General features: G+C 59.0%; 17 protein-coding genes. 11 read left to right on the top strand and 6 right to left on the bottom strand.

Annotation, left to right across the window (positions count from 1 at the left end):
* Nucleotides 1-66 precede the first annotated feature (66 nt).
* The gene (locus AC2T9U_RS05560; RefSeq protein WP_493696874.1) at nt 67-1,956 is read left to right on the top strand and encodes an FG-GAP-like repeat-containing protein; all 1,890 of its coding nucleotides are present in this window, start codon (nt 67-69) and stop codon (nt 1,954-1,956) included.
* A 69-nt stretch (nt 1,957-2,025) separates the two neighbouring features.
* The gene (locus tag AC2T9U_RS05555) at nt 2,026-2,985 is read left to right on the top strand and encodes a cation diffusion facilitator family transporter (RefSeq protein ID WP_493696873.1); all 960 of its coding nucleotides are present in this window, start codon (nt 2,026-2,028) and stop codon (nt 2,983-2,985) included.
* 31 nt (nt 2,986-3,016) lie between these two features.
* On the opposite strand, the gene AC2T9U_RS05550 is transcribed toward AC2T9U_RS05555, so the two are convergent.
* Entirely contained in the window at nt 3,017-4,567 is a 1,551-nt protein-coding gene (locus AC2T9U_RS05550) for an Hsp70 family protein (protein ID WP_493696872.1), read from the bottom strand.
* An 88-nt stretch (nt 4,568-4,655) separates the two neighbouring features.
* On the opposite strand from AC2T9U_RS05550, the gene AC2T9U_RS05545 reads away from it, so the two are divergent.
* A complete protein-coding gene (locus AC2T9U_RS05545) occupies nt 4,656-5,543 on the top strand; it encodes an alpha/beta fold hydrolase (RefSeq protein ID WP_493696871.1) in 888 nt (295 codons plus the stop codon).
* A gap of 17 nt (nt 5,544-5,560) precedes the next feature.
* Nucleotides 5,561-7,330 (top strand): signal peptide peptidase SppA, encoded by a 1,770-nt coding sequence (gene sppA / locus AC2T9U_RS05540; protein WP_115030359.1) that lies wholly within the window; start codon nt 5,561-5,563, stop codon nt 7,328-7,330.
* Nucleotides 7,331-7,369: 39 nt separating this feature from the next.
* Here the strand turns inward: sppA and rlmD are convergent, their stop codons facing one another.
* Nucleotides 7,370-8,575: a 23S rRNA (uracil(1939)-C(5))-methyltransferase RlmD gene (rlmD, locus tag AC2T9U_RS05535; RefSeq protein WP_493696870.1), complete on the bottom strand. Its 1,206-nt coding sequence runs from the start codon at nt 8,573-8,575 to the stop codon at nt 7,370-7,372.
* Nucleotides 8,576-8,701: 126 nt separating this feature from the next.
* On the opposite strand from rlmD, the gene AC2T9U_RS05530 reads away from it, so the two are divergent.
* Nucleotides 8,702-9,313, top strand: coding sequence for an SRPBCC family protein (locus AC2T9U_RS05530; protein WP_115030361.1), 612 nt, complete (start codon nt 8,702-8,704; stop codon nt 9,311-9,313).
* A gap of 34 nt (nt 9,314-9,347) precedes the next feature.
* Here the strand turns inward: AC2T9U_RS05530 and AC2T9U_RS05525 are convergent, their stop codons facing one another.
* Together AC2T9U_RS05525 and AC2T9U_RS05520 are read right to left on the bottom strand one after the other, a co-directional pair.
* Entirely contained in the window at nt 9,348-10,409 is a 1,062-nt protein-coding gene (locus tag AC2T9U_RS05525) for a DUF2207 domain-containing protein (RefSeq protein ID WP_493696869.1), read from the bottom strand.
* A gap of 117 nt (nt 10,410-10,526) precedes the next feature.
* Nucleotides 10,527-11,399, bottom strand: coding sequence for an ABC transporter ATP-binding protein (locus AC2T9U_RS05520; protein ID WP_493696868.1), 873 nt, complete (start codon nt 11,397-11,399; stop codon nt 10,527-10,529).
* 120 nt (nt 11,400-11,519) lie between these two features.
* Here AC2T9U_RS05520 and AC2T9U_RS05515 point away from each other — a divergent pair, with 120 nt between their 5' ends.
* The 4 genes from AC2T9U_RS05515 to AC2T9U_RS05500 all read left to right on the top strand — a co-directional run bounded on the left by AC2T9U_RS05515 (nt 11,520) and on the right by AC2T9U_RS05500 (nt 14,206).
* Nucleotides 11,520-11,906, top strand: a complete 387-nt coding sequence (locus tag AC2T9U_RS05515; protein WP_493696867.1) for an MGMT family protein — start codon at nt 11,520-11,522, stop codon at nt 11,904-11,906.
* Nucleotides 11,907-11,979: 73 nt separating this feature from the next.
* A complete protein-coding gene (locus AC2T9U_RS05510; RefSeq protein ID WP_147279196.1) occupies nt 11,980-12,168 on the top strand; it encodes a hypothetical protein in 189 nt (62 codons plus the stop codon).
* Nucleotides 12,169-12,317: 149 nt separating this feature from the next.
* Entirely contained in the window at nt 12,318-12,959 is a 642-nt protein-coding gene (locus AC2T9U_RS05505; protein WP_493696866.1) for a recombinase family protein, read from the top strand.
* A 485-nt stretch (nt 12,960-13,444) separates the two neighbouring features.
* Nucleotides 13,445-14,206, top strand: a complete 762-nt coding sequence (locus AC2T9U_RS05500) for a GTP pyrophosphokinase (RefSeq protein ID WP_493696865.1) — start codon at nt 13,445-13,447, stop codon at nt 14,204-14,206.
* Here the strand turns inward: AC2T9U_RS05500 and AC2T9U_RS05495 are convergent.
* Both AC2T9U_RS05495 and AC2T9U_RS05490 read right to left on the bottom strand, forming a co-directional pair.
* Entirely contained in the window at nt 14,203-16,584 is a 2,382-nt protein-coding gene (locus AC2T9U_RS05495; RefSeq protein WP_493696864.1) for an ATP-binding cassette domain-containing protein, read from the bottom strand. The genes AC2T9U_RS05500 and AC2T9U_RS05495 overlap by 4 nt on opposite strands.
* A gap of 458 nt (nt 16,585-17,042) precedes the next feature.
* Complete coding sequence (locus AC2T9U_RS05490) at nt 17,043-17,216, bottom strand: CsbD family protein (RefSeq protein ID WP_208303466.1); 174 nt, start codon at nt 17,214-17,216, stop codon at nt 17,043-17,045.
* Between the two features lie 246 nt (nt 17,217-17,462).
* Here AC2T9U_RS05490 and trpS point away from each other — a divergent pair, with 246 nt between their 5' ends.
* Together trpS and AC2T9U_RS05480 are read left to right on the top strand one after the other, a co-directional pair.
* Nucleotides 17,463-18,605 carry a tryptophan--tRNA ligase gene (trpS, locus tag AC2T9U_RS05485; protein ID WP_481758316.1) on the top strand — a complete coding sequence of 381 codons (1,143 nt, stop codon included), beginning with the start codon at nt 17,463-17,465 and terminating at the stop codon, nt 18,603-18,605.
* 193 nt (nt 18,606-18,798) lie between these two features.
* Nucleotides 18,799-20,094: a M15 family metallopeptidase gene (locus AC2T9U_RS05480; protein ID WP_493696863.1), complete on the top strand. Its 1,296-nt coding sequence runs from the start codon at nt 18,799-18,801 to the stop codon at nt 20,092-20,094.
* Nucleotides 20,095-20,107: the final 13 nt, after the last annotated feature.

The raw sequence follows: 20,107 nt of genomic DNA, 5'->3' as shown, positions 1-20,107 counted from the left end.
TTACTGGCCCCCATGGTGACAGTGGTATCGCCTGGCATTTTTGACGCTTCCGCTGATCCAATTCCCGTGTCTACAGAAAAAACTGAAGTTGCTCTTCAAGCCCCCGAGGCCACCGCGGGTACCGGAAAAGCATTGACCGCCCGCGATAAAAAGCTGGCCCAAGAACAAGCCGCAACGGCAGAGCTATCCCCAGCAGCAAAGAAAAACCCACACGTGCTGGAAATCTCCCCGGAACAGAAAGTTCCCGCACCTCTGACAGTTATGGGTGTGACATGGAAAGCCGGAACCGGCACCGATGTTGTCGTCCAATACCGACTGCGCACCGCAGCAGGGTGGGGCGAGTGGAAAGCTGTTGAAGCAGAATCCGGTGAAGAAAAAGCCGACCCCAATGCTTCATCGACCCGCGCCGGGAGTGACCCCATCGTGGTCACTGAAGCCACCCACGCCCAAGTTCGCACCCTCGGCCCTGTCGGACAAGACACGGTAGACGCCAAACTCAGCCTCATCGACCCCAACGAATCACCGGCCGACTCCACCGTCGGAACTGTGGCTCCTGGCAGCGCAGCAGCCGCAGTGAACCGCCCCTGGATCAACTCCCGTGCCGCCTGGGGTGCTGACGAATCGTTGCGCCGTAATGCACCCAGTTACGGCGTCGTCCGCGGAGCAGTGATACACCACACGGAGGGGACCAACAACTACAGCCAATCCCAGGTACCTGCCATCCTGCGCGGAATCTACGCCTTCCACGTCAAAGACCGTGGCTGGAGCGACATTGGCTACAACTTCCTTGTCGACAAATGGGGACGCATTTGGGAAGGCCGTGCTGGCGGCACCAGCAGCGCTGTTGTCGGTGCACACGCATACGGCACTAACAGCGTCACCACCGGCGTCTCCGTGATGGGTAACCACAGCCAAGCGCCCATCTCTAACGCAGCCGTTAACGCCGTTGAGCGAGTTATCGCCTGGAAAGCATCTATCCACGGTTTCAACCCGCAAGGCACCCAAACCATCTACGGACGCACCTACCCAGCAATCGTTGGACACCGTGACGTCGGCGCCACCGAATGCCCCGGGGACTACTTCTACTCACGGCTACCGCAAATCCGCCGAGATGTTGCCCGAATGGTGCGCAATGGAAACGGCAGCAACGGAGTTCCCGGAGGTGTCTCTCGCCCTCCGGCACCGGCTCCGGCACCAGCCCCCAAACCGCCGGTGTCAACCCCTGGTAACCAACTTGTGGGCGCAGCTGATGTGATCATGCGCGGCACCTCAAACGCCCTGTTTGCCTCCGCCTACACCGGCAATGACCTGGCCTTCGCCCGCAAAATCCACAGCGGCAACTTCGCCTCCTATGGCAGCGTCGTTGCCGCTGGAGACCTCAACCGCGACGGTCGCGGTGATGTCCTGGGCGTAGACCACAAAGGGCGGATGTACCTGTTCACCGGAAAAAACGACGGCACCTTGGCCAACGGCCGCCAGGTCGGGCACGGGTGGGGCGCAATGCGCTCACTAACCGCCGGAGCCGATTTCACCGGCGACCGCATCCCCGACATGCTCGCCACCAACCGCAGTGGACGGCTCTACCTCTACCCCGGTAAAGGCAACGGCACCTTCCACCGTGCCCGACCAATCGGATCAGGCTGGCACACGTTCAAACAAATCATGAACATGGGTGACTGGAGCGGTGATGGAAAAACAGATGTCATCGGCGTCCGCAACGACGGACGTGCCTTCCTGTACACCGGCAGCGGCACCGGCAAGTTCAGCAGCAAAGCCATCCCACTCGATGGCTACTACGGGGCCATGCGTTCCCTGACCCCCTTGGTCGGCAAGGCAGCTTTCGTGGGAGTAGACAAAGACGGCATCGGTTTCCTCATCAAGAAGAACGGCGCCAGAGGAACCACCATCAACATCACTACCCCCAACTTCATTGGACTAACCGTCTACAGCGGCTAGTCGCGACACGAACTCCGGTACGCCTCACCTTCCTTGCAGGGCCGAACGCATGAGCCGAACATGTTTTTCATGAACAGCTCCGCGTCCGGCCCTGCCCCACACTCAGGAACAGTCGTGGATCTGACAAAATACGCATGGTTATCCATCGCCGCCGCGCTGGGAACTATGGCACTCAAAATCGTGGCTTGGTGGATGACCGGCTCAGTCGGTCTGCTCTCCGACGCACTCGAATCGTCCGTCAACCTTGTCGCCGCGATCATTGCGCTCATCAGCTTGCGCGCAGCCGCGATGCCCGCCGACGCCAACCACCACTACGGCCACAGCAAAGCTGAATACTTCTCCGCCGCTGTCGAAGGCATCATGATCTTCGTCGCCGCCACAGCTATCTGCTTCACCGCCACCCAACGCCTACTTGATCCCAAACCCCTGGACAACATCGGCCCCGCCCTAGCTATCTCCCTGGTGGCAGGAGCAATCAACGGTGCCGTGGCTCTCATCCTTATCCGCGCCGGTAAAACTCACCGATCACTCACTCTCACCGCTGACGGCCGCCACCTCATGACCGACGTGTGGACCTCCGTGGGGGTTGTCGTCGGCGTAGCTCTAGTACTTGTCACCGGCTGGGAAATCCTTGACCCGATCGTGGCCCTCGCCGTCGGCATCAACATCATCATCACCGGATGGAAACTCATTAAAGAATCCATCGACGGCCTCATGGACGTCTCCTGGCCCAAAGAAGAAAACACCCGCCTAGCCGAAATCGTCGCCGCCCTCACCCCAGCACCCACCGCTGCCCACGCCCTACGCACCCGAGAAAGCGGACAGCAACGCTTCACCTCCATGCACCTACTCGTTCCCGGCACCTGGACCGTGAAACGCTCACACGACCTCGCCGAAGAAATTGAAAAAGCGATCCGCGCCGAGTTCGGTGAAGTGAGCATTTCTATCCATATCGAACCCAGCGAAGACCCCCGCTCATACGACGACTACGAACACGAAGTCACCATTCCCACAGAGCCGATGCCCTGACCGGTTACACACCGGCCAGGGCATCTAGCCACTACACCTGCGTAGCAGTCTTCTCACCTTTGAGCTCATACGTGCGCGAAAAACCCGTGTCTTGATCGCTCAACGTCACCGACACAATGCCGTGACGGTCAATGGTGTACCGCTCCTCAATGAGCGGCCCGATCTCCGTACGCTCAACCGGCACCGCAGCAACACTGCCAGGAGATTCATTCTCCATAGCTTGCAACGCCGCATCGAAGGGAAAAACCACTTCCGCGAACGGTACGATCTGCCCACGCGGCCCGCCGAACTCATCCAACGTCCCGTACTCAACGAAACGGAACCAACCTGCGTTATGCGCGGCCCGATAGGTACGGCTCACCGACACATCACTGTGCCGATCGACCAACACACTGCGATCTACCAGAGGATCAAAGGACACCTGACGGCCACCATCACCTTCACGGAACACGCCAAAGCCACGCGAAAGACGATCCGACAGCGAATACCCCGCGCCCTCGTCGGCAGCAATCGCCAACCCAATAGCAGTCGAGGCTGCCGGGTAAGGGGAACGGAACACACGCCGACCAAACTGCGCTTTGACCAGCCTGGGCACCAGTGGCAACCCACTAGCACCGCCTACCAAATAAATGCCAGCAACTTCTGAATCGGTCAACGCTTCATGGTCAAGGCCACCGACCAGTGGCGCCATAGCCTGGATTGTTTTCTTCACCAACGGGGCAACCTCTTCATAGAAATCCGCCACCGTCACTGTGACCGCAGCGCCATCAACCTCAAGAGGGATCCGTTTGCTCTGCGGAGACAAATGCTCCTTGGCGTCCCGACAGTCCTCCAGCAGCTGGGCATACACCTTGGCTCCCAATTCTTCACGGGTACGACCAGCAGCACGCATTGCGCAACGAGCCAATCCCGCATCGAAATCGTCACCACCGACGGTGTTCAATCCCGTCGAGTCCATCACCTGATGGTCGGTGCCATCAGCATTGACCAATGAAGCATCAAACGTCCCACCTCCCAGGTCGTACACCACCACCCGGGAACGGCGCGAGTTCAACGTGCGGCTTTGCCCGTGCGTGAACTCAAAACCAGCAGCTGAAGGCTCATTGACCATTCCTGTCACTGTGAAGCCAGCCGCACGGAAAGCCTCCAAGGTCAGGTAACGCTGTGGGCCGTGTGCGTGCGCCGGAACAGCCAACACGGTGTCCAACATTCCAGGGCCACCTGCTGACACATCTGCTGCAATCGAAGACTTCGTCGCCAATGCTTCCCGCAATGCCTGCGCATAGCCCGTCAATACATCAATGAGAGGGACCTCGCGGTCACCAATACACACCGGCGTCGCTGCAAACACATCAGGGCTAGCCAAAAGGCGCTTAAAAGAACGCGTCAAACGTGCACCATCCGCTGCTGCCTCCAATGCAGCAAACCCATACACCAAACCATCCGACGTATCAGCCACCACTGACGGGAAATGACAGTGCGGCTCATCATCAGCATCGAAGAAAGAGACGACCGGGTAGTTCCCTCGGTCCGCGTAAGCAACAATTGTTCGAGTAGTTCCAAAATCGATGCCAAAAGTCATGCCAGGAGCTTAACGACGCAGGCCACACACCCACTCTCCCGGCCCTGCCACCAATCAACTACAACAACAGGGGAGTAGCGTTCATCACATGACCGGAGCACCACGACGCCCCCGAGACAGAATCAGCAACGCGCTCCGCAACCGAAACCGCGTCGCACCCATCAGCCTGCGCGTTATCGGCAACGGCCCCACCGTCTTGCTCGCCACCGGCCTAGGCCTAGCAGCCCACACCTTCAACGACCTCACCAGAGAACTCACCAAAGACCACACCGTCATCACCTTCGACCGTCCCGGCCTCGGACACCTATCCGACATGCCCCGCCACGACCCGCCCACCCTCAACGACGAGATCAACCGTGTCGTCACCGCTCTGGAAATGGCCGAACGACGAGGAGCGCCTCTACCTGCCACCATCGTCGGCCACTCTTGGGCGGGATTCATCGTTGAAGCCGTGGCCCGTACCCACCCGGATCTGGTCGCTGGCGTCGTCATCCTCGACGGCAGTATCGAACCCGACCTACCCGTCCCCGCGCGCAGGCGCCGCATGCTCCTACGCCTAGGCAGATTCCTCATCCGCTACTCCGTGCCACACAGCCCACTACGCCGCTTCGGTGCAGCCTGCATCGAAGATGCCGCCTACCTGGATTTAGCCACCGAACTACACCGCCTCCGCGCCGAAAAACCTCTCCCCGCCATCCCCGTACACCTCCTCGTCGCGGTGTGGCACAGACTCCTGCCACATAACCGCAACTGGATTAAGCAGCAACACGACCTCGCTGAAACCCTCAACACCGAAAACCCCCGCCACAACCTCGTCACCGTCCAAGTTGTCCAATGGGCCGGACACCACCTCGCAGGCTGGGCCCCCACAACCGTCGCCGAGGCTATCCGCGACGTTGAAAGCACCCACAACACCGAAAAACAAGCAACACAGCAATTCCGCCTCGAACGGAACGAGATGCCCCCACAGCGATAGTCACTTACCGTCGAACTATGGCCTCACTGCGACAGCTCCTCGACAAACTCCCCATTGACGACGCACTCCTGCGCCGCATCCCTATCCCAGGCACTTCTGGCAACGTCATCCTTGAAATAGACGCTGCTCGTGGTCTGACCGAAACTGCACCCACCAACCCCCTGGAAATCCTTTCCCAACGCACCACGCCCCGCCTATGGGAAATCATCTGCGGTCTGCGCGACGCAGCCCATGACGATAAGGTCGTTGCCCTTGTCGTCCACGCTGCAGGTGTCTCCATGAACATGGAGCTTGCCGACGAACTCACCCGCGCCATCCGCCGCTTCCGCGAAAGCGGAAAACCCACCCTCGCCTGGGCGGAGGCAATGGGCGAAAACAACTCATCCCTCACCGAGCTACTCATCGCATCCGCCTGTGAACACATCTGGCTCCAACCCAGCGGCCTCATCTCACCAGTAGGCACCTCGTTAACCAGCCCATTCTTCAATGACGCCCTCAACCGAATCGACGCTAAACCCGAATTCGATGGCCGTAAAGAATACAAGAGCGCCGCTGACGCCCTCACTGAACGCCGCTTCACCGACGCTGACCGCGAGCAATACCAAGCCATCCTCGACAGCGGCATCGATGCCGCCTTCGAAGAAATCGCCGCCGGTCGCGGTATCGAATTAGATTCTGCCCGCAGCATCCTCGACGCTGGGTTCCTCACCCCCGAACAAGCCAAAGAAATCGGCCTGATCGACCACATCGGATACCGCGACGAGGCCTACAGCTGGCTATACGAGCGCTTGGAAGACCCCCAGCGGGAGCGCACCACCACCCGATATGTTGAACGCTACGACCACTCGGCTATCCGCAACGCTCTCCAACGCAAACGCGGCAAACGTAACGTGGCGCTCATCACCGCGCACGGCCCCATTCACCTAGGCCGTTCCAACCCTGGCCCTCGCGGTCACAGCATCGGATCCGATGACCTCGGCGCTGCCCTGCGCCACGCAGTCAATGAAAAAGTTGAAGCCGTGGTGCTGCGCATCAACTCCGGTGGAGGATCCGCTACCGCCTCAGACACCATCCGCCGCGAAGTAATGCAGGTCCGCGAAGCCGGGATCCCTGTCATTATCTCCATGGGGCAAGCAGCTGCATCTGGTGGCTACTATATTTCCTCAGCTGGCACCGAAATCGTGGCTGACCCGCACACACTCACTGGCTCCATCGGCGTGATCGCTGGGAAAACCAGTGTCGGTAAAAGCCTGGAACGTATCGGCGTCACCCACGACTCCATAACCCGAGGCCGGCACGCGACCTTCCTGTCCGTTTTTGACGCTTTCGACAAGGATTCCCGCCAAGAACTGGGCCGTCTTTTGGACATTGTGTATGACGACTTCATCAGTAAAGTCGCTGAAGGGCGAAACATGCCAGTCGATGAAGTCGAAAAACTCGCCCGCGGCCGCGTGTGGTCTGGCCGGGATGCACACACCCACGGACTCGTCGATCACCTTGGTGGTTTGGACGAAGCTGTCGACCGAGTCGCTTTCCGACTCGGTGTCACACGTGCAGAGATCGATGTGACGCCTATGCCAAAGACCGGTCCGTTCGACCGATTCTTCCCCACAGACAACATGGACACCCCTGTGGCAGCGAACGCGTCTTTGCTTGGGACTGCACTAGCACAGGATCTTCGCGGTGTTATCGGCAGCGGGGGAGAGACGCTCTTGTCTCAGGCGGTTGAACTGCTCGGCCTGAACTCTGAAGGGCTACTACGCGCTTCCTTGCCTCAAATCCGATAACTAACCACACCCTGGTGCCTCCTGCCGGAGGCACCAGGGTTAATCGGTCATCTCTGTTCTGGTCAGCAGTACCATCACTTCACAATGATCTGACTGCGGGAACATGTCGAAAATGCGGGCTCGCTCAATCCGCCATGAAGTCATCACAGCCAGGTCTTCTGCCAGCGTGGCTGCCTGGCAACTCGAATACAGCACTCGTTGCGCACCAGAGCCTTCCAGTACGCGTGCCAACTCTGACCCCAACCCACGGCGAGGCGGGTTCACCACAACTAGGTCAGGAACGCAATCCTGTTGCCCCACCCACTGCCGTGCATCTGCCGCCACAAAAGCGACACCGCTCAACCCAGTGTCCTGTGCCGTTCGTTTTGCCGCTGCGACTGCTTCGGCAGAGACTTCGACGCCCACTACTGATTCCACAACGGCGGTAAGCGCTAACGCGAACCCACCAACTCCGCAATACAAATCCCAGGCGTGTTTAGCGCCGATATCGTGAGCCCACCGCACGGCTTGCTGATACATGTCAGCAGCAATCTCGCTGTTAGTTTGGAAGAAACTTTTCACCCCTAGCTCTAGGGTGAGTCCAGGTAGGCGCATCGGTAAGGTGGATTCGGGGGTGAGGATCCATTCCTGTTCTCCCTCGAGGACCGCTTTATGCTCCGGTAGAACATTCACGGATACCACACGCACATGGGGGAGTTGTTCGGTAAGTACGGGAAGCGCTGCACGCAGAGCAGATACGGACCTCTCGGAGCGCACCACGAAACGCACCATCAGTTCACCGTCAGGATTAACGGTGATGAGCACATTCTTCAGTTCGCCTGAACGTTTCGGAACGTCGTAGGGGACCAGGCCACAGGCTGTGATCATCGCGGTCACTGCCCCGAAAGCATTTTCGATACGGGGGTCAATCAGTGCGCAATGACGCAGGTCAACAGGGCGGCGATCACGGTCCAAGATACCGAGCGTGGGGGCGTGAGTAGTGCCTCCAACAACCATCTTGGCTTTATTTCGAAATCCGCTGGGGGAGTGGTAGACGGGTTCCTCCCAAGCACATCCCTCCGGGGCGGTATATGGGGCTAGCAGTGCCTGGATGCGCGCCTGCTTGCTTGCTATCTGGTCTCGATGCGGTATCCCCAGCATGGTGCAGGAACGGCATTCGGCTGCGGTGTAGTAGTCGCATGAGAGGGGGTCCAGATCGCGCTTGGCTTGGCGCAAGAGGATTGAGGCTGGGTCGGGTCGGGTCACCCCGAGATTCTACGGAGCGCCCCAGCGAATCTCACCTATCGCGACAAGGCCTAGAATAGAAGGGAATTCGGTTCATGACTGTGTATGAGTGGCAGTGGTGCCGGGTCACCAGAGAAGGGACTCTCTATGCATTCGCAGGCAACGAGTCGCCTCGTCGCCGAACATATGCCCGGCCTTGGACAACATGTGCACCGCTATGACCCGGCATTTCTTATCGTGGCCTGTGAGCGTTCGTTCGCGGTGTCTGCGGAGCAGGCGTGGAAGGCCCTTACTGATGATTCGGCAGCTCCACAGTGGATTGGCCCTCGCAGCACGAACAACAACACTGGCCGTGTTGACATTCTTCTCACGCAGGAGAACCCCTCACCATGGCTGACGTTTACTATCAAGGATGCTCAGCCTGGGCGCAGTATCACGCTGGCGCTGGATGCATCCAAAGGTGAGCGTGTTTCTCCTCATCACATCACGTTTACTCTTGATTCGGATCCTCGTGATGTTGTTCCTGGATGCACGATCACAGTGATGCAGTCATACACGTGCGCGCAGACGCTTGAGCAGCGGGGCCCGTTGTGGGAGTTCTATCTCGATCGTTTGGCGTGCGTAATAGAGGGGGGCGATGCAAGCCAGGTGAGGCTGCATCCGTATTACCTTCCGGGGTTGGTGCCGCACTATCGAGGCATTCTTCGACAGGCTATTCGCAACGGTGGTGACCGCATAAAAAACCGCGACCTCCCCTAGGTGGAGTGGTCGCGGCGTGGTGGCGTGTGGCTGTTTAGAGGTTGTCGTCGTCGAAGAGCCCTCCGAAGACTCCTGAGTCTGTGTCGTCTTCGAAGATGCCACCGAAGCGGGTGAAGGGGTCTTCATCAAAGAGTTCGCTACCGAAGCTGAGCATGTCGGAGGCGAAATCTTCGATGCCTTCGCTGAGTTCACCGATTGCTTCGCCTAGCCCGTCGAACATGCCGGGGTTAAGGAGCATGGCCATTCCGGTCCACCAGGCTAGGTCGGCGGCCCAGGCTGCCATGAGGGCGTCTCCGTAGCCCTCTGCTTCAGCTTGGGCGGCAATGTCTGCGAAGTGGCCGGACCATTCTTTCGCTACGCCGAGCCCGACAGCCCAGGGGAGGAAGCGACTGAAGATGCCTGCGGCTTCTTCGTATTGGAGTTGTTTCTGTTCGGCGCGACCGAGGTATTCCTGGAATCCAGCGGTTTGGGCTGCTAGGGCTGATCCGACGGCGGTGCGGCTTGCCCCACCAGCGGTGTACCAACCTTTGGTGATAGCGCCGGTGTTGATTTCTTGTTGGAGGGTTAGTGCTGCGCCGCGCATATTTGCTTTGGCTGCTTCGAGGGCGACGGTGTCGCCGGTGGCGAAGATGGATTCGTAGAGGTTTCGGCGTAGTGGTTCGAGGTCGTCTGGAGATTTGTCGGTGCGGGTGATGATCCAGTTGTCTTTGGTGTTTTTGGCGGGTTTGGTTGTGCTGGCTGTTCCGGTGTCGGTGGTTTCAGGAGTGTCGCCGGCACGGTTTTCGATGCGGTAATAGCCTTCAACGGTCATGGCGACGAAGGCTGCGGCAACGTCAGAGCCGCTAGTGTTGCGGTCGCGGATGATGCCGGTTTCTTCAGGGCGCATGCGTTCGGGGGCTTCGAAGCGGACGGCGACGGGTAGTTTGCGGTCGGCGGCGGTGATTTGCCGGGTGGGCGCTTCGGTTTCGGAGGCGGGGATGATTCCGGGTGCGACGCCTTCGAATACTTCGTCGTGGGCGTCGTCGCTGCCGCCGAGTAGGCGTGAGAGCACGGCTACGCCGAGGACGACGGCCAGGATGAGAAAGATGAACCCCACGAATGACTCCTTGCCGGGTGGGTGCGGCCTTGGGCCGATGGATTGTGTGTGTAAGAAATTACGGTGTTCTTGGGTGAGAACTGTGCGGTGGGTGTTGGGTGGCCGGTGGGCTTGTCTTTATAGGGTGGCCAGTTCTGTGACGGCGTCAGTGCATGCAGCGAGGAAGTCGTGAGTGCGGCTGGTGATGAGGATGCCTGTGCCGTTGCTGGCGAGGTGTTGGGTGATGCTGCCCAGGAGTTCGGTGGTGGCTTCGTCGGTGGTGGCTTCGTCGCAGATGAGGTAGGCGGGGTGGGCCAGGAGGAGGCGTGCGAATGCGGCGCGGCGCAGGTCGGCTAGGCAGACTTCTTCAGGGTGTGCGTGCAGTGCGGTGGTGGTGAGTTTGACGAAGTCGGCAGCGTTGCGGACTTCGTCGGTAGTGGTGAGGTGATTGAGGTCAGCTGCGTGGGCTGCGTGCGATTCGCGGCTCCATACGTAGCGGATGGCGTCGTGGGAGTGCGCGGTGGTTTCGGTGCCATCGGTTGCTGAGCGTAGGACGGCGGTGTTTTCGATGGGCGGTAATGATTGGGCGGTTGAGGTCAAGAGTGGTTCGGCGATGAATTGGGCCAGGGTGCGTTGTGGGTCGACCTGCTGACGTGGCGATGAGGTGAGGAGGTGGATATCGCTGTGGGGTGCCCCTTTTCGCGCGGCTACGGGTGTGCCATTGCAGGTTACGTGGCCTGAGAGGGGTTCGATGTGGCCGGCAAGAACGCGGGCGAGGGTGGTTTTTCCGCTGTTGGGGTCTGCGCGTAGGCCAATTCGGGTGCCGGCGGGAATGGTGATGCTGATGTTGTCCAGGACGAGTGTTCCTCCGGGGCGGGAGGGGCTGTCGAGCCATCCTCGCCATCTGCTTCGGCCTGCGCGGCCGAGGGCATATCCGGCGCAGATGTTGTCGGCTCGCAGTTCGTATATGGGGTCGGCGGGATCCTCGGTGGTGGGGATCCGATTGTTCATGCCGTTGTCCTCCCGTTGCCTGCGGTTGCCGTGAGGCACCATTGTCGTTCATGCGTGGTGCGCAGGCGTGAACGGTGTTTGGTTGTTGTGTTGTGGTTGTTGTGTGTAGGGGAGTGGGTTGTGAGTGAGTTGTTTGCCGATCAGGTGTATGAGGTTGTTCGGTTGGTTCCTGCTGGTCAGGTGGTGACGTATGGGGATTTGGGGGAGTTGTTTGGTAGGTCGCCGCGGCATGTGGGGCGGGTGATGTCTGGGTGTGGTGGCAGGCAGGTGCCGTGGTGGCGGGTGGTGAATGCTTCTGGGCGGTTGCCGGGGTTTCTTTTGGTGGAGGCGGCGGCGCGGTGGCGGGCTGAGGGGATGGTGTTGCGTGATGATGGCTGTGGTGTGGTGTTGCGGCTGTGCCGGGCAGATTTGGTTGCCCTTGGTGATGTTATTGAGGCCAGTGTGGGGGAGTTGCCTGGGTTGAGGCGGGGGAGTGGTGGTGGTTTTTCCTCTGGTGATGGGTGGTGAAGGTGGCGCCACGCGGGGTTTGGGGTTCTTGTGTTCCCCTGGCGAGTGGGGTGCTCACGTTACCCTGAGCGCCATGACGAGCCAGGAGCGGACCCGGTCGGGTCAGGGTGATGATCGTGATCCCATGGCGACCGCGCGTGCTCTGGATGATCTTGTTCGCTCGATTGATGCTGGGGAGGTGGGGGCGTCTTCTTCGGAGCGGGCGTATTTGATTGGGGCGGCGGAGGCGTTGCGTCGGTTGGTGGATTCTGGGGCGATGTGACATACCTTTTGCTGTACGCATTAGCGGTTTTTTGGCTTGTTTCTTCTGCTCAGAACCTTTGCTGTACATGATGACTATTTGATGTACACAAAAGGACCGTTTGTTGTACACTCTGGGGGAGAGGCACCTATCTCATAGGGGAGAGCAGTATGCGCGCTATCGGATACACCCGCGTTTCCACCGCAGACCAAGCAATAAATGGCATCAGCTTGGATACTCAGCGAGCCACGCTCACTAGTGCCGCACAGGCGCACGGATGGAGCATTGAGATTGCCTGCGATGAGGCGGTTTCCGGCACCCAGGATCACCGAACCGGCCTCGATGACGCCCTGACCAGGCTTGATGCAGGCGAAGCAGACGTTTTGATGGTCACTCGACTTGATCGCCTCACGCGATCTGTGGCTGGCCTAGCCGACATTCTCACCCGTGCAGATAAGGGCTCCTGGGGGCTAGTTATCCTCAGTCCAGCCATTGACACCACTGACCCTGCAGGGCGTTTCACCACCACAATCCTGGCCTGCGCAGCCCAATATGAACGCGATCTCATCGCTCAGCGCACCCGCGAAGCTTTGGCGCACAAAAAAGCCACGGGTGCAACACTAGGCCGCCGTAGAAACGTTGACCCAGACATCGTGGCTCGAATTCACCGTCAACGCAGCGAGAAAAAATCTCTACGTGCCATCGCCGAGCAACTCAACACCGAAGGAATCCCAACAGCACAAGGCGGCGCGAAATGGCATGCCTCGACAGTCAGCGCGGTACTGAAGCTGTATCCGTTGACAACGGAGTGAAAAACGGTCGCAACAAGCGCATGAGGGGAGCTGTACAGAACCCCTCTCAGGTGCCGTTCTCCAGCTATTTTGACATAATGTTGATTATCGGCGTTATATGGAAAGTGGTGAGAACAGCTCAAACGCTCGGCTGCAAACCCAACAATGCGCCAACTCACCGCCATGTGCACCGCAGCACCGAAATGAACTGCATCGACGTAACCCGTGCAGCCGCCTAGTCTGCTGCTCCACGCGGTCAGTCACATCGCAGCACCCCCGTAGCCCACGCACACCAAAATCAGCTGACCCCAGATTTTCGCCACCCATTGACTTCAGCCAATATCGCCCACAACCACGGCAGTCCTTTTCATGGCTACCGCGCCCTCAGAACAGGCTTTACCTGCACATACTCCCCCGGCGCTCCTTCAGTCAAAATCGCCAATCATCGATATACGTCGACGATAGGCCTGCCGCAGTCATCTATCAGTGAGGTAGTTTCCATAGATATGGCGGACACAGCCCCCGACCCACGGACGCACAACGTCGGCGTCACCGACGTGATGCTGGCAGTTAACGCCGGCCGCATCGACTCCGCCTCGTTTTCCCACGAGTCTGTCGAAGCCCTCGTGGCGTTCCGTGATCGCTACAAATACGCCCTCGATGAAGTACTTACCAAGATCCGTATCCTGCGCGAAGAGTTCGACAACGGCATCTGTCACAGCCCGATCATGCACGTCAAACACCGTCTGAAAAGCTACGACAGCTTGATCGCCAAAATGCAGCGACTCGACTGCCTCTATGACCTCACCGCAGCAGCCACCGTCGTACGAGACATCGCCGGGGTGCGCATCACCTGCCCCTACGTCGCCGATGTCTACGACATTTGCAACATCCTGCAACGACAACCCGACCTCGAACTACTCCAAATCAAGGACTACATCGCCACCCCCAAACCCAACGGATACCGCTCACTGCACCTCATCGTGTCCGTACCGGTATTTCTTGCCCACCAAACCCTGCATCTGCCTGTCGAAATCCAAATCCGCACCATCGCGATGGACTTCTGGGCCAGCGTGGAACACGAAATCCGATACAAGTACCAAGCGACTATCCCCCCGCACGTCGAGCGCACCTTACTGGATGTGGCTGCCACAGCAACTGCCCTCGACGCACAAATGGCAGCCTTACGTGATGAAGTGCAGAATTGCCAATCCTCCGCCACCGCAGTCGACGCCTCTCCCCCATCAGTGCTAGGCCACAACCGTTAAACACGTACATCTGCATTACGAGCCAGGAACCTCCCTGTTATGCCAGCCCCGCTGGCAATCATCTGGGCAGGAGTTCCCGTGAAAACAACACGCCCCCCGTCTCTACCCGCCCCAGGACCAAGATCAATGACCCAATCTGCATGTGCAATGACCTCCTGACGATGCTCGATCACCACAACCGTGGAACCTGCGTCAACAAGTCGATCAAAAAGCCCCAGCAGCCGCGCCACATCAACCTCATGCAAACCAGTAGTGGGCTCATCGAGCACAAGCAGGGCAGCCGCTTCGCCCATGCGCGCAGCAAGTCGCAGGCGTTGCCGCTCGCCTCCAGAAAGCGTTGTTAATGACTGCCCTAAAGTCAGGTACCCGAGGCCAACAGCACAGATTCGGTCAAGAATCTTCACCACGGCAGGGATGCGCCCATTCCCTTGCCCGAAGAAAAGCCGTGCACTATCCACCGACATTGCTAAAACCTGCGCGATATTGCACCCATCGCTGTTTTTCCCCTCACCAAAGCTGTACTCCAAAACGTGGGATTGAAACCCCACTCCCCCGCATACCTCACACGGAGCACTCACAGTTTCCATAAAACCCAAATCCGTATATACGACCCCGATGCCTTTGCAGTTGGGGCACGCCCCTTGCGAATTTGCGCTGAACAACCCCGGCTTAACCCCATTAGCCTTTGCAAACGCTTTCCGTATCGGATCAAACACACCTGTATATGTAGCGACGCTAGAACGACGCGAACCTTTAATAGGCGACTGATCTATCGACACCACCCCTTCCCCCACGATCGACCCATGCACCAAAGAACTCTTACCTGACCCAGCCACCCCCGTAACCGCCACCAACACTCCCAACGGCACATCTACATCCACTCCCACCAGATTGTGCGAATTAGCACCCCGAATCGGGAAAACACCCACAGGTGCACGCACCATAGATTTACATTTCACCCCCGCACCCAAAAGACCAGCACTCACCTCACCACTGCCCCACTGATCAACCCCACCCGCAAAACACACCATCCCGCCTTCTGGCCCGGCACCTGGCCCCATCTGCACCACATGATCAGCAATCCCAATCACCGCAGGATTGTGCTCGACCACCAAAACGGTGTTTCCTTTATCCCTCAACCGCAACAACACCGCATTCAGCCGCTCAACATCATGCGGATGCAGCCCAGCACTAGGCTCATCAAACACGTACGTCACATCCGTCAACGACGATCCGAGGTGACGGATCATCTTTGTACGTTGCGCCTCTCCACCGGAGAGGCTTCCTGAAGAGCGACTAAGGGACAAATACCCCAACCCAATCTCAACAAAAGAATCAAGGAGCCCGCATAAGCCATCCAACAGCGGCGCCGCTGCTGGAATCTCCAGCTCACGGAGCCATGCCGCAAGATCTGTCACCTGCATGGCACAGGCATCTGCGATGTTCTTCCCGTCGATGCGGCATTCCAAAGCGTGCGGAGCCAAACGTGTCCCCGCACACTGCGGGCACTGGCGAAACACGATCGCGCGATCAACAAAAGCACGAATGTGCGGCTGCATAGCTTCACGATCTTTGGACAACATTGATGTGCGGATACGGGACACCACTCCCTCAAACGTAAGGTTCACTCCATCCGCGGTGAACTTCGTCGGCTCTTTATATAAAAGATCCTCGATCTGTGTAGGTGTGAAATCTTTCAGCGGAATATCCATCGGGAATCCAAATCCAGCAAAAATGCGCCCAAACCACCCATCCATCGAGTAGCCCGGAACAAGAAGCGCTCCTGCAGCTAATGACTTGTCCTCGTCATAAACAGCACTCACATCCACATCCGAAACTGACCCTGTCCCTTCACACTGCGGGCACATCCCGCCAGTCACTGAAAAAGAGCGCTTCTCTTTGACAACTTTCCCTTTTCCTCGAGAAACCGTGACTGCACCAGCCCCACTCATCGATGGCACATTGAACGCGAACGCCTGCGGTGACCCCACATGCGGACTCCCATACCGCGAAAACAACATCCGCAAGTAAGTATTTGCCTCTGTCACCGTGCCGACAGTTGAGCGAACATTTGCACTCATCCGCTCTTGGTCAACAACAATCGCCGTGGTCAAACCACCCAAATAGTCAACATCTGGCCTGGGCGGAGAAGGGAGAAAACCCTGCATAAACGCCGGATATGTCTCATCGATCAGCCGACGACTCTCAGCGGCGATTGTCCCGAAAACTAAAGAGCTCTTCCCTGAACCGGACACCCCCGTCACCACGGTCAGCTTCCGTTTCGGCAGGTCAACATATACATCACGGAGATTATTGACTCGGGCACCCCGCACTCGAATCACATCATGTGCATCACTAGAACATTGCTGTACAGACATGACTGCCTCTTTCAACCAGTTCCCCAGATAAAACAATCGGAACAACTGGAAACGAAATAAGCAGCAACCACCCTGACCCAAAACCAACGTCAATGACCCAAAGCGCGACGCGGTCCTCTGACGAGGCGCGGACTGCACGGGCCGTTGCCCCTCTTCGCTATAAAAATCTTCACGCCGCGGCGGGAACCATCATGCGCATTTTTCACGGTCAGCAACCAGTAGTTTCGCCAGCTCAGGAGCATCTTTGCGTTCGATCAACCGGATCGAGATATCACTGCCAGAAATCACACTTTCTCCCGCCAAGGTGCCGACAATGATGGACTGAAAAGCTCTTTTTACTCAGGCAACAGATTGAAGCCAAAGACACCAACAAGACAGACTCAGCAGCTACCTCCCACATAAAATCAGGTGTGGGGCCCACCCAAAGTAGACCCCACAACCCACCGGCAAGCCCGGTATCAGTTCTTAAACGCATCCTTCACGTGCTCGCCAGCCTTCTTCAGATCAGCTTCTGCCTGATCAGCGCGGCCAGCAGCCTCCTGCTTGCCATCACCGGTGACCTTCCCTACGGCTTCTTTCACCTTGCCCTGAAGATCCGTCGCGGCGTTCTTGACCTTGTCATCAAAACCCATGCTTGCTCCTTTCTGACCAGCGCTCAGCGCCAATCCGACACACAGCTGTGTCTTAACGGAACTGCTCCAGGCGCCACCACACAGACAGCAGCACCCACCGCGACCTTAACCGCCAGCTGCCCACCCGTGCCCGGTTAAACACCTCTTCGGCATGTCCCCACAACGCAGGCCAGCACTTACTTTTCTGCACTCCATACGCTGCACAACCACGCTGGCCTCCGGCAGTGGGAAGATAGAGTTTCCCGCGTGACCGCCAACGAGACCCCGCAGAACCTGAACGACCACGACGACGCCGGCGAGACACTCGCACGCTCCACATCAGAAGCCTCATACAAAGCAGCACAAGAGCGCAGCGCCGCAGTCGAAGCCGCCATCGCCGAGGATGCCTCCCGCTTCCGCGTCCTCACTGGCGACCGCCCCACCGGAAACCTGCACCTCGGCCACTACTTCGGATCCCTACGCAACCGGGTCCGCCTCCATGACGCTGGCGTCGACACCTGGCTCGTCGTCGCCGACTACCAAGTCATCGCCGACCGCGACGGCGTAGGCCCCATCGCCGAACGCGTCCGTTCCCTCGTCACCGACTACATCGCCGTGGGCATCGACCCCGAAAAAGCAACCATCTTCCCTCACTCAGCCATCCCCGCCCTCAACCAGCTTATGCTGCCCTTCCTGTCCCTGGTCACAGACGCAGAACTGCGCCGCAACCCCACGGTTAAAGCCGAATCCGACGCCACCAACGGCCGTCCCATGTCCGGCCTCCTACTCACCTACCCCGTCCACCAAGCCGCAGACATCCTCTTCTGCAAAGCCAACCTTGTCCCCGTCGGCAAAGATCAACTCCCCCACCTCGAACAAACCCGCCTCATCGCCCAACGCTTCGACAAACGCTACGGCCGCGCCGGCGAGGGAAAAACTCCCGTCTTCCGCCGCGCTGATGCCCTCCTATCCGAAGCACCCAGCGTGCTAGGCACCGACGGACAAAAAATGAGCAAGTCCCGCGGCAACACCGTCGAACTGCGTATGAGCGCCGACGAAACAGCCAAAGTCCTCAAAAAAGCCGTCACCGACTCCGAACGCCACATCACCTTCGACCCAGAAAACCGCCCAGAGGTCTCCAACCTCGTCCAACTCGCCGCGCTCGCCACCAACCGCGCCCCCCTGGAAATCGCCGAAGAAATCGGCGATGGCGGCTCCGGGCAACTCAAAAAACTCGTCATTGAATCGGTCAACGACATGCTCGCCCCCATCCGCGCACGCCGCGCCGAAGTTGAAGCCGACCCCGCCATCATCGAAAACACCCTGCGTCGCGGCATCGAACGAGCCAACGACGTCGCTAACGACACCCTTAACGAAGTCCGCCAAGCAATGCGGATGCACTACCTGTAAAACCCATCGCTTCATCCTTAGCCAGGCCGCCCACCCCACCAGCGGGATGGGCGGCCTGACCTATCCCCAACTGCTGTGTCACACTCCCCCACACGCAAACCCCATGCATACAAACAGGCACGTCGCGACCAGACTTCTCGACCCCCGAGTGAAACAATCCATACGGGGACCAATCGAGGACAGGTGGAACTCAGTGACACACTCGTCGCGCACACACGCCACAGCCCACGCCACGGGAACTCACAGCCGAGCCCATGCCACAACCTGGGCACAACGCATCACCACCTCTGTCGCGCTGGCCATCCTCGCCGCCAGCGCCGCCCCAGCACCAGCCACGGCAGAGATCACCACCCCACAAACAGCACAAACCGGCACACCCGGCGCAGACGAACGCGGCCCCCTCAACAAAAACGAAGTCGCCGCCCAACTCGCCCAAGCCGAAAAACTACGCACCCAACTCGCGCAGCAAAACGCACAGCTAGCAGCCGCCTCACAACGTCTCGACGCCGCCGCAGCGGCAGCCACCGCAGCGATGGAAAAATACGCCGACGCCAAACGTGCCCTTGAAGCCGCCATCGCCACTGAAAAAACTGAACGCGAAAAACTACGCCAACTCAGCCAACACGTCACTGACGCCAAACGAGACGTCGAAGCCATGGCCATCGACGCCTACACCAACGGCAACGGCTCCCTGGCAGATCTAGCCGCCATCATCAAAGTCGCCACCGGCACCCGCGACCAACTCTCCGCAGCTACCCTGTCCGCATACCTAGCCGACACCCGCAACTCCCAACGAGAGCACTACACCTCCCTGGCACAGCGACAACAAACTGCAGCTACAGCCGCAGCCAACGCCCGCCTCACCCGCGAAAAAGCCACCACCGCCGCCGCAACAGCCAAAGCAGCCGCCGACGCCACCGTTGCCACCCATCAAGCCGCAGCCAACGCCCTGGCCGCCCAAGTCGCCGCCACCCGCGGAAAAATCGCCGCCACCGAAAACATCCCCAGCGACGCTGCAGCAGCAGCCGCTCTGGCCCAACGCGAAGCCGCCGACGCCCTCAGTAACGGCACCAGCTGCTCCACCGACAACGCCACCTACCCCAACGGTCTCTTCCCCGACTCAGCACTGTGCCCCCTCGTCACCGCACCAGGACACAAACTGCGCCCTAGCGCAGCCAGCGCCTTCGACCGCATGAGCACCGCTTACCGGAAAGAAACCGGAAACTACCTGTGCGTCTCCGACTCCTACCGGTCACTGGCCGAACAAGTCGACATCCGCCGCCGCAAACCCGACCTCGCCGCAGTACCTGGCCAAAGCCACCACGGCCTAGGCATCGCCATTGACCTGTGCGGAGGAATCGAAAACTTCGGCACCATCGCCTACCAGTGGATGAAACAAAACGCCCCCCTCTACGGCTTCTACCACCCCACATGGGCAGAACCAACTGGCAGCAAACCTGAACCCTGGCACTGGGAATACGCCAACTAACCTCACAACGGCT

It is taken from the genome of Dermatophilus sp. B7861-1 (assembly GCF_058996045.1).
The sequence above is the reverse complement of the archived record's forward strand: the minus strand, read 5'-3'. Positions and strand labels throughout refer to the sequence as shown.

What these genes read in the sequence shown, in the direction of transcription:
- AC2T9U_RS05555 (WP_493696873.1), top strand. Translation starts at nt 2,026, where the DNA reads ATGAACAGCTCCGCGTCCGGCCCTGCCCCACACTCAGGAACAGTCGTG.
- AC2T9U_RS05550 (WP_493696872.1), bottom strand. Translation starts at nt 4,567, where the DNA reads ATGACTTTTGGCATCGATTTTGGAACTACTCGAACAATTGTTGCTTAC.
- AC2T9U_RS05545 (WP_493696871.1), top strand. Translation starts at nt 4,656, where the DNA reads ATGACCGGAGCACCACGACGCCCCCGAGACAGAATCAGCAACGCGCTC.
- sppA (WP_115030359.1), top strand. Translation starts at nt 5,561, where the DNA reads ATGGCCTCACTGCGACAGCTCCTCGACAAACTCCCCATTGACGACGCA.
- AC2T9U_RS05530 (WP_115030361.1), top strand. Translation starts at nt 8,702, where the DNA reads ATGCATTCGCAGGCAACGAGTCGCCTCGTCGCCGAACATATGCCCGGC.
- AC2T9U_RS05520 (WP_493696868.1), bottom strand. Translation starts at nt 11,399, where the DNA reads ATGAACAATCGGATCCCCACCACCGAGGATCCCGCCGACCCCATATAC.
- AC2T9U_RS05510 (WP_147279196.1), top strand. Translation starts at nt 11,980, where the DNA reads ATGACGAGCCAGGAGCGGACCCGGTCGGGTCAGGGTGATGATCGTGAT.
- AC2T9U_RS05505 (WP_493696866.1), top strand. Translation starts at nt 12,318, where the DNA reads ATGCGCGCTATCGGATACACCCGCGTTTCCACCGCAGACCAAGCAATA.
- AC2T9U_RS05500 (WP_493696865.1), top strand. Translation starts at nt 13,445, where the DNA reads ATGGCGGACACAGCCCCCGACCCACGGACGCACAACGTCGGCGTCACC.
- AC2T9U_RS05495 (WP_493696864.1), bottom strand. Translation starts at nt 16,584, where the DNA reads ATGTCTGTACAGCAATGTTCTAGTGATGCACATGATGTGATTCGAGTG.
- AC2T9U_RS05490 (WP_208303466.1), bottom strand. Translation starts at nt 17,216, where the DNA reads ATGGGTTTTGATGACAAGGTCAAGAACGCCGCGACGGATCTTCAGGGC.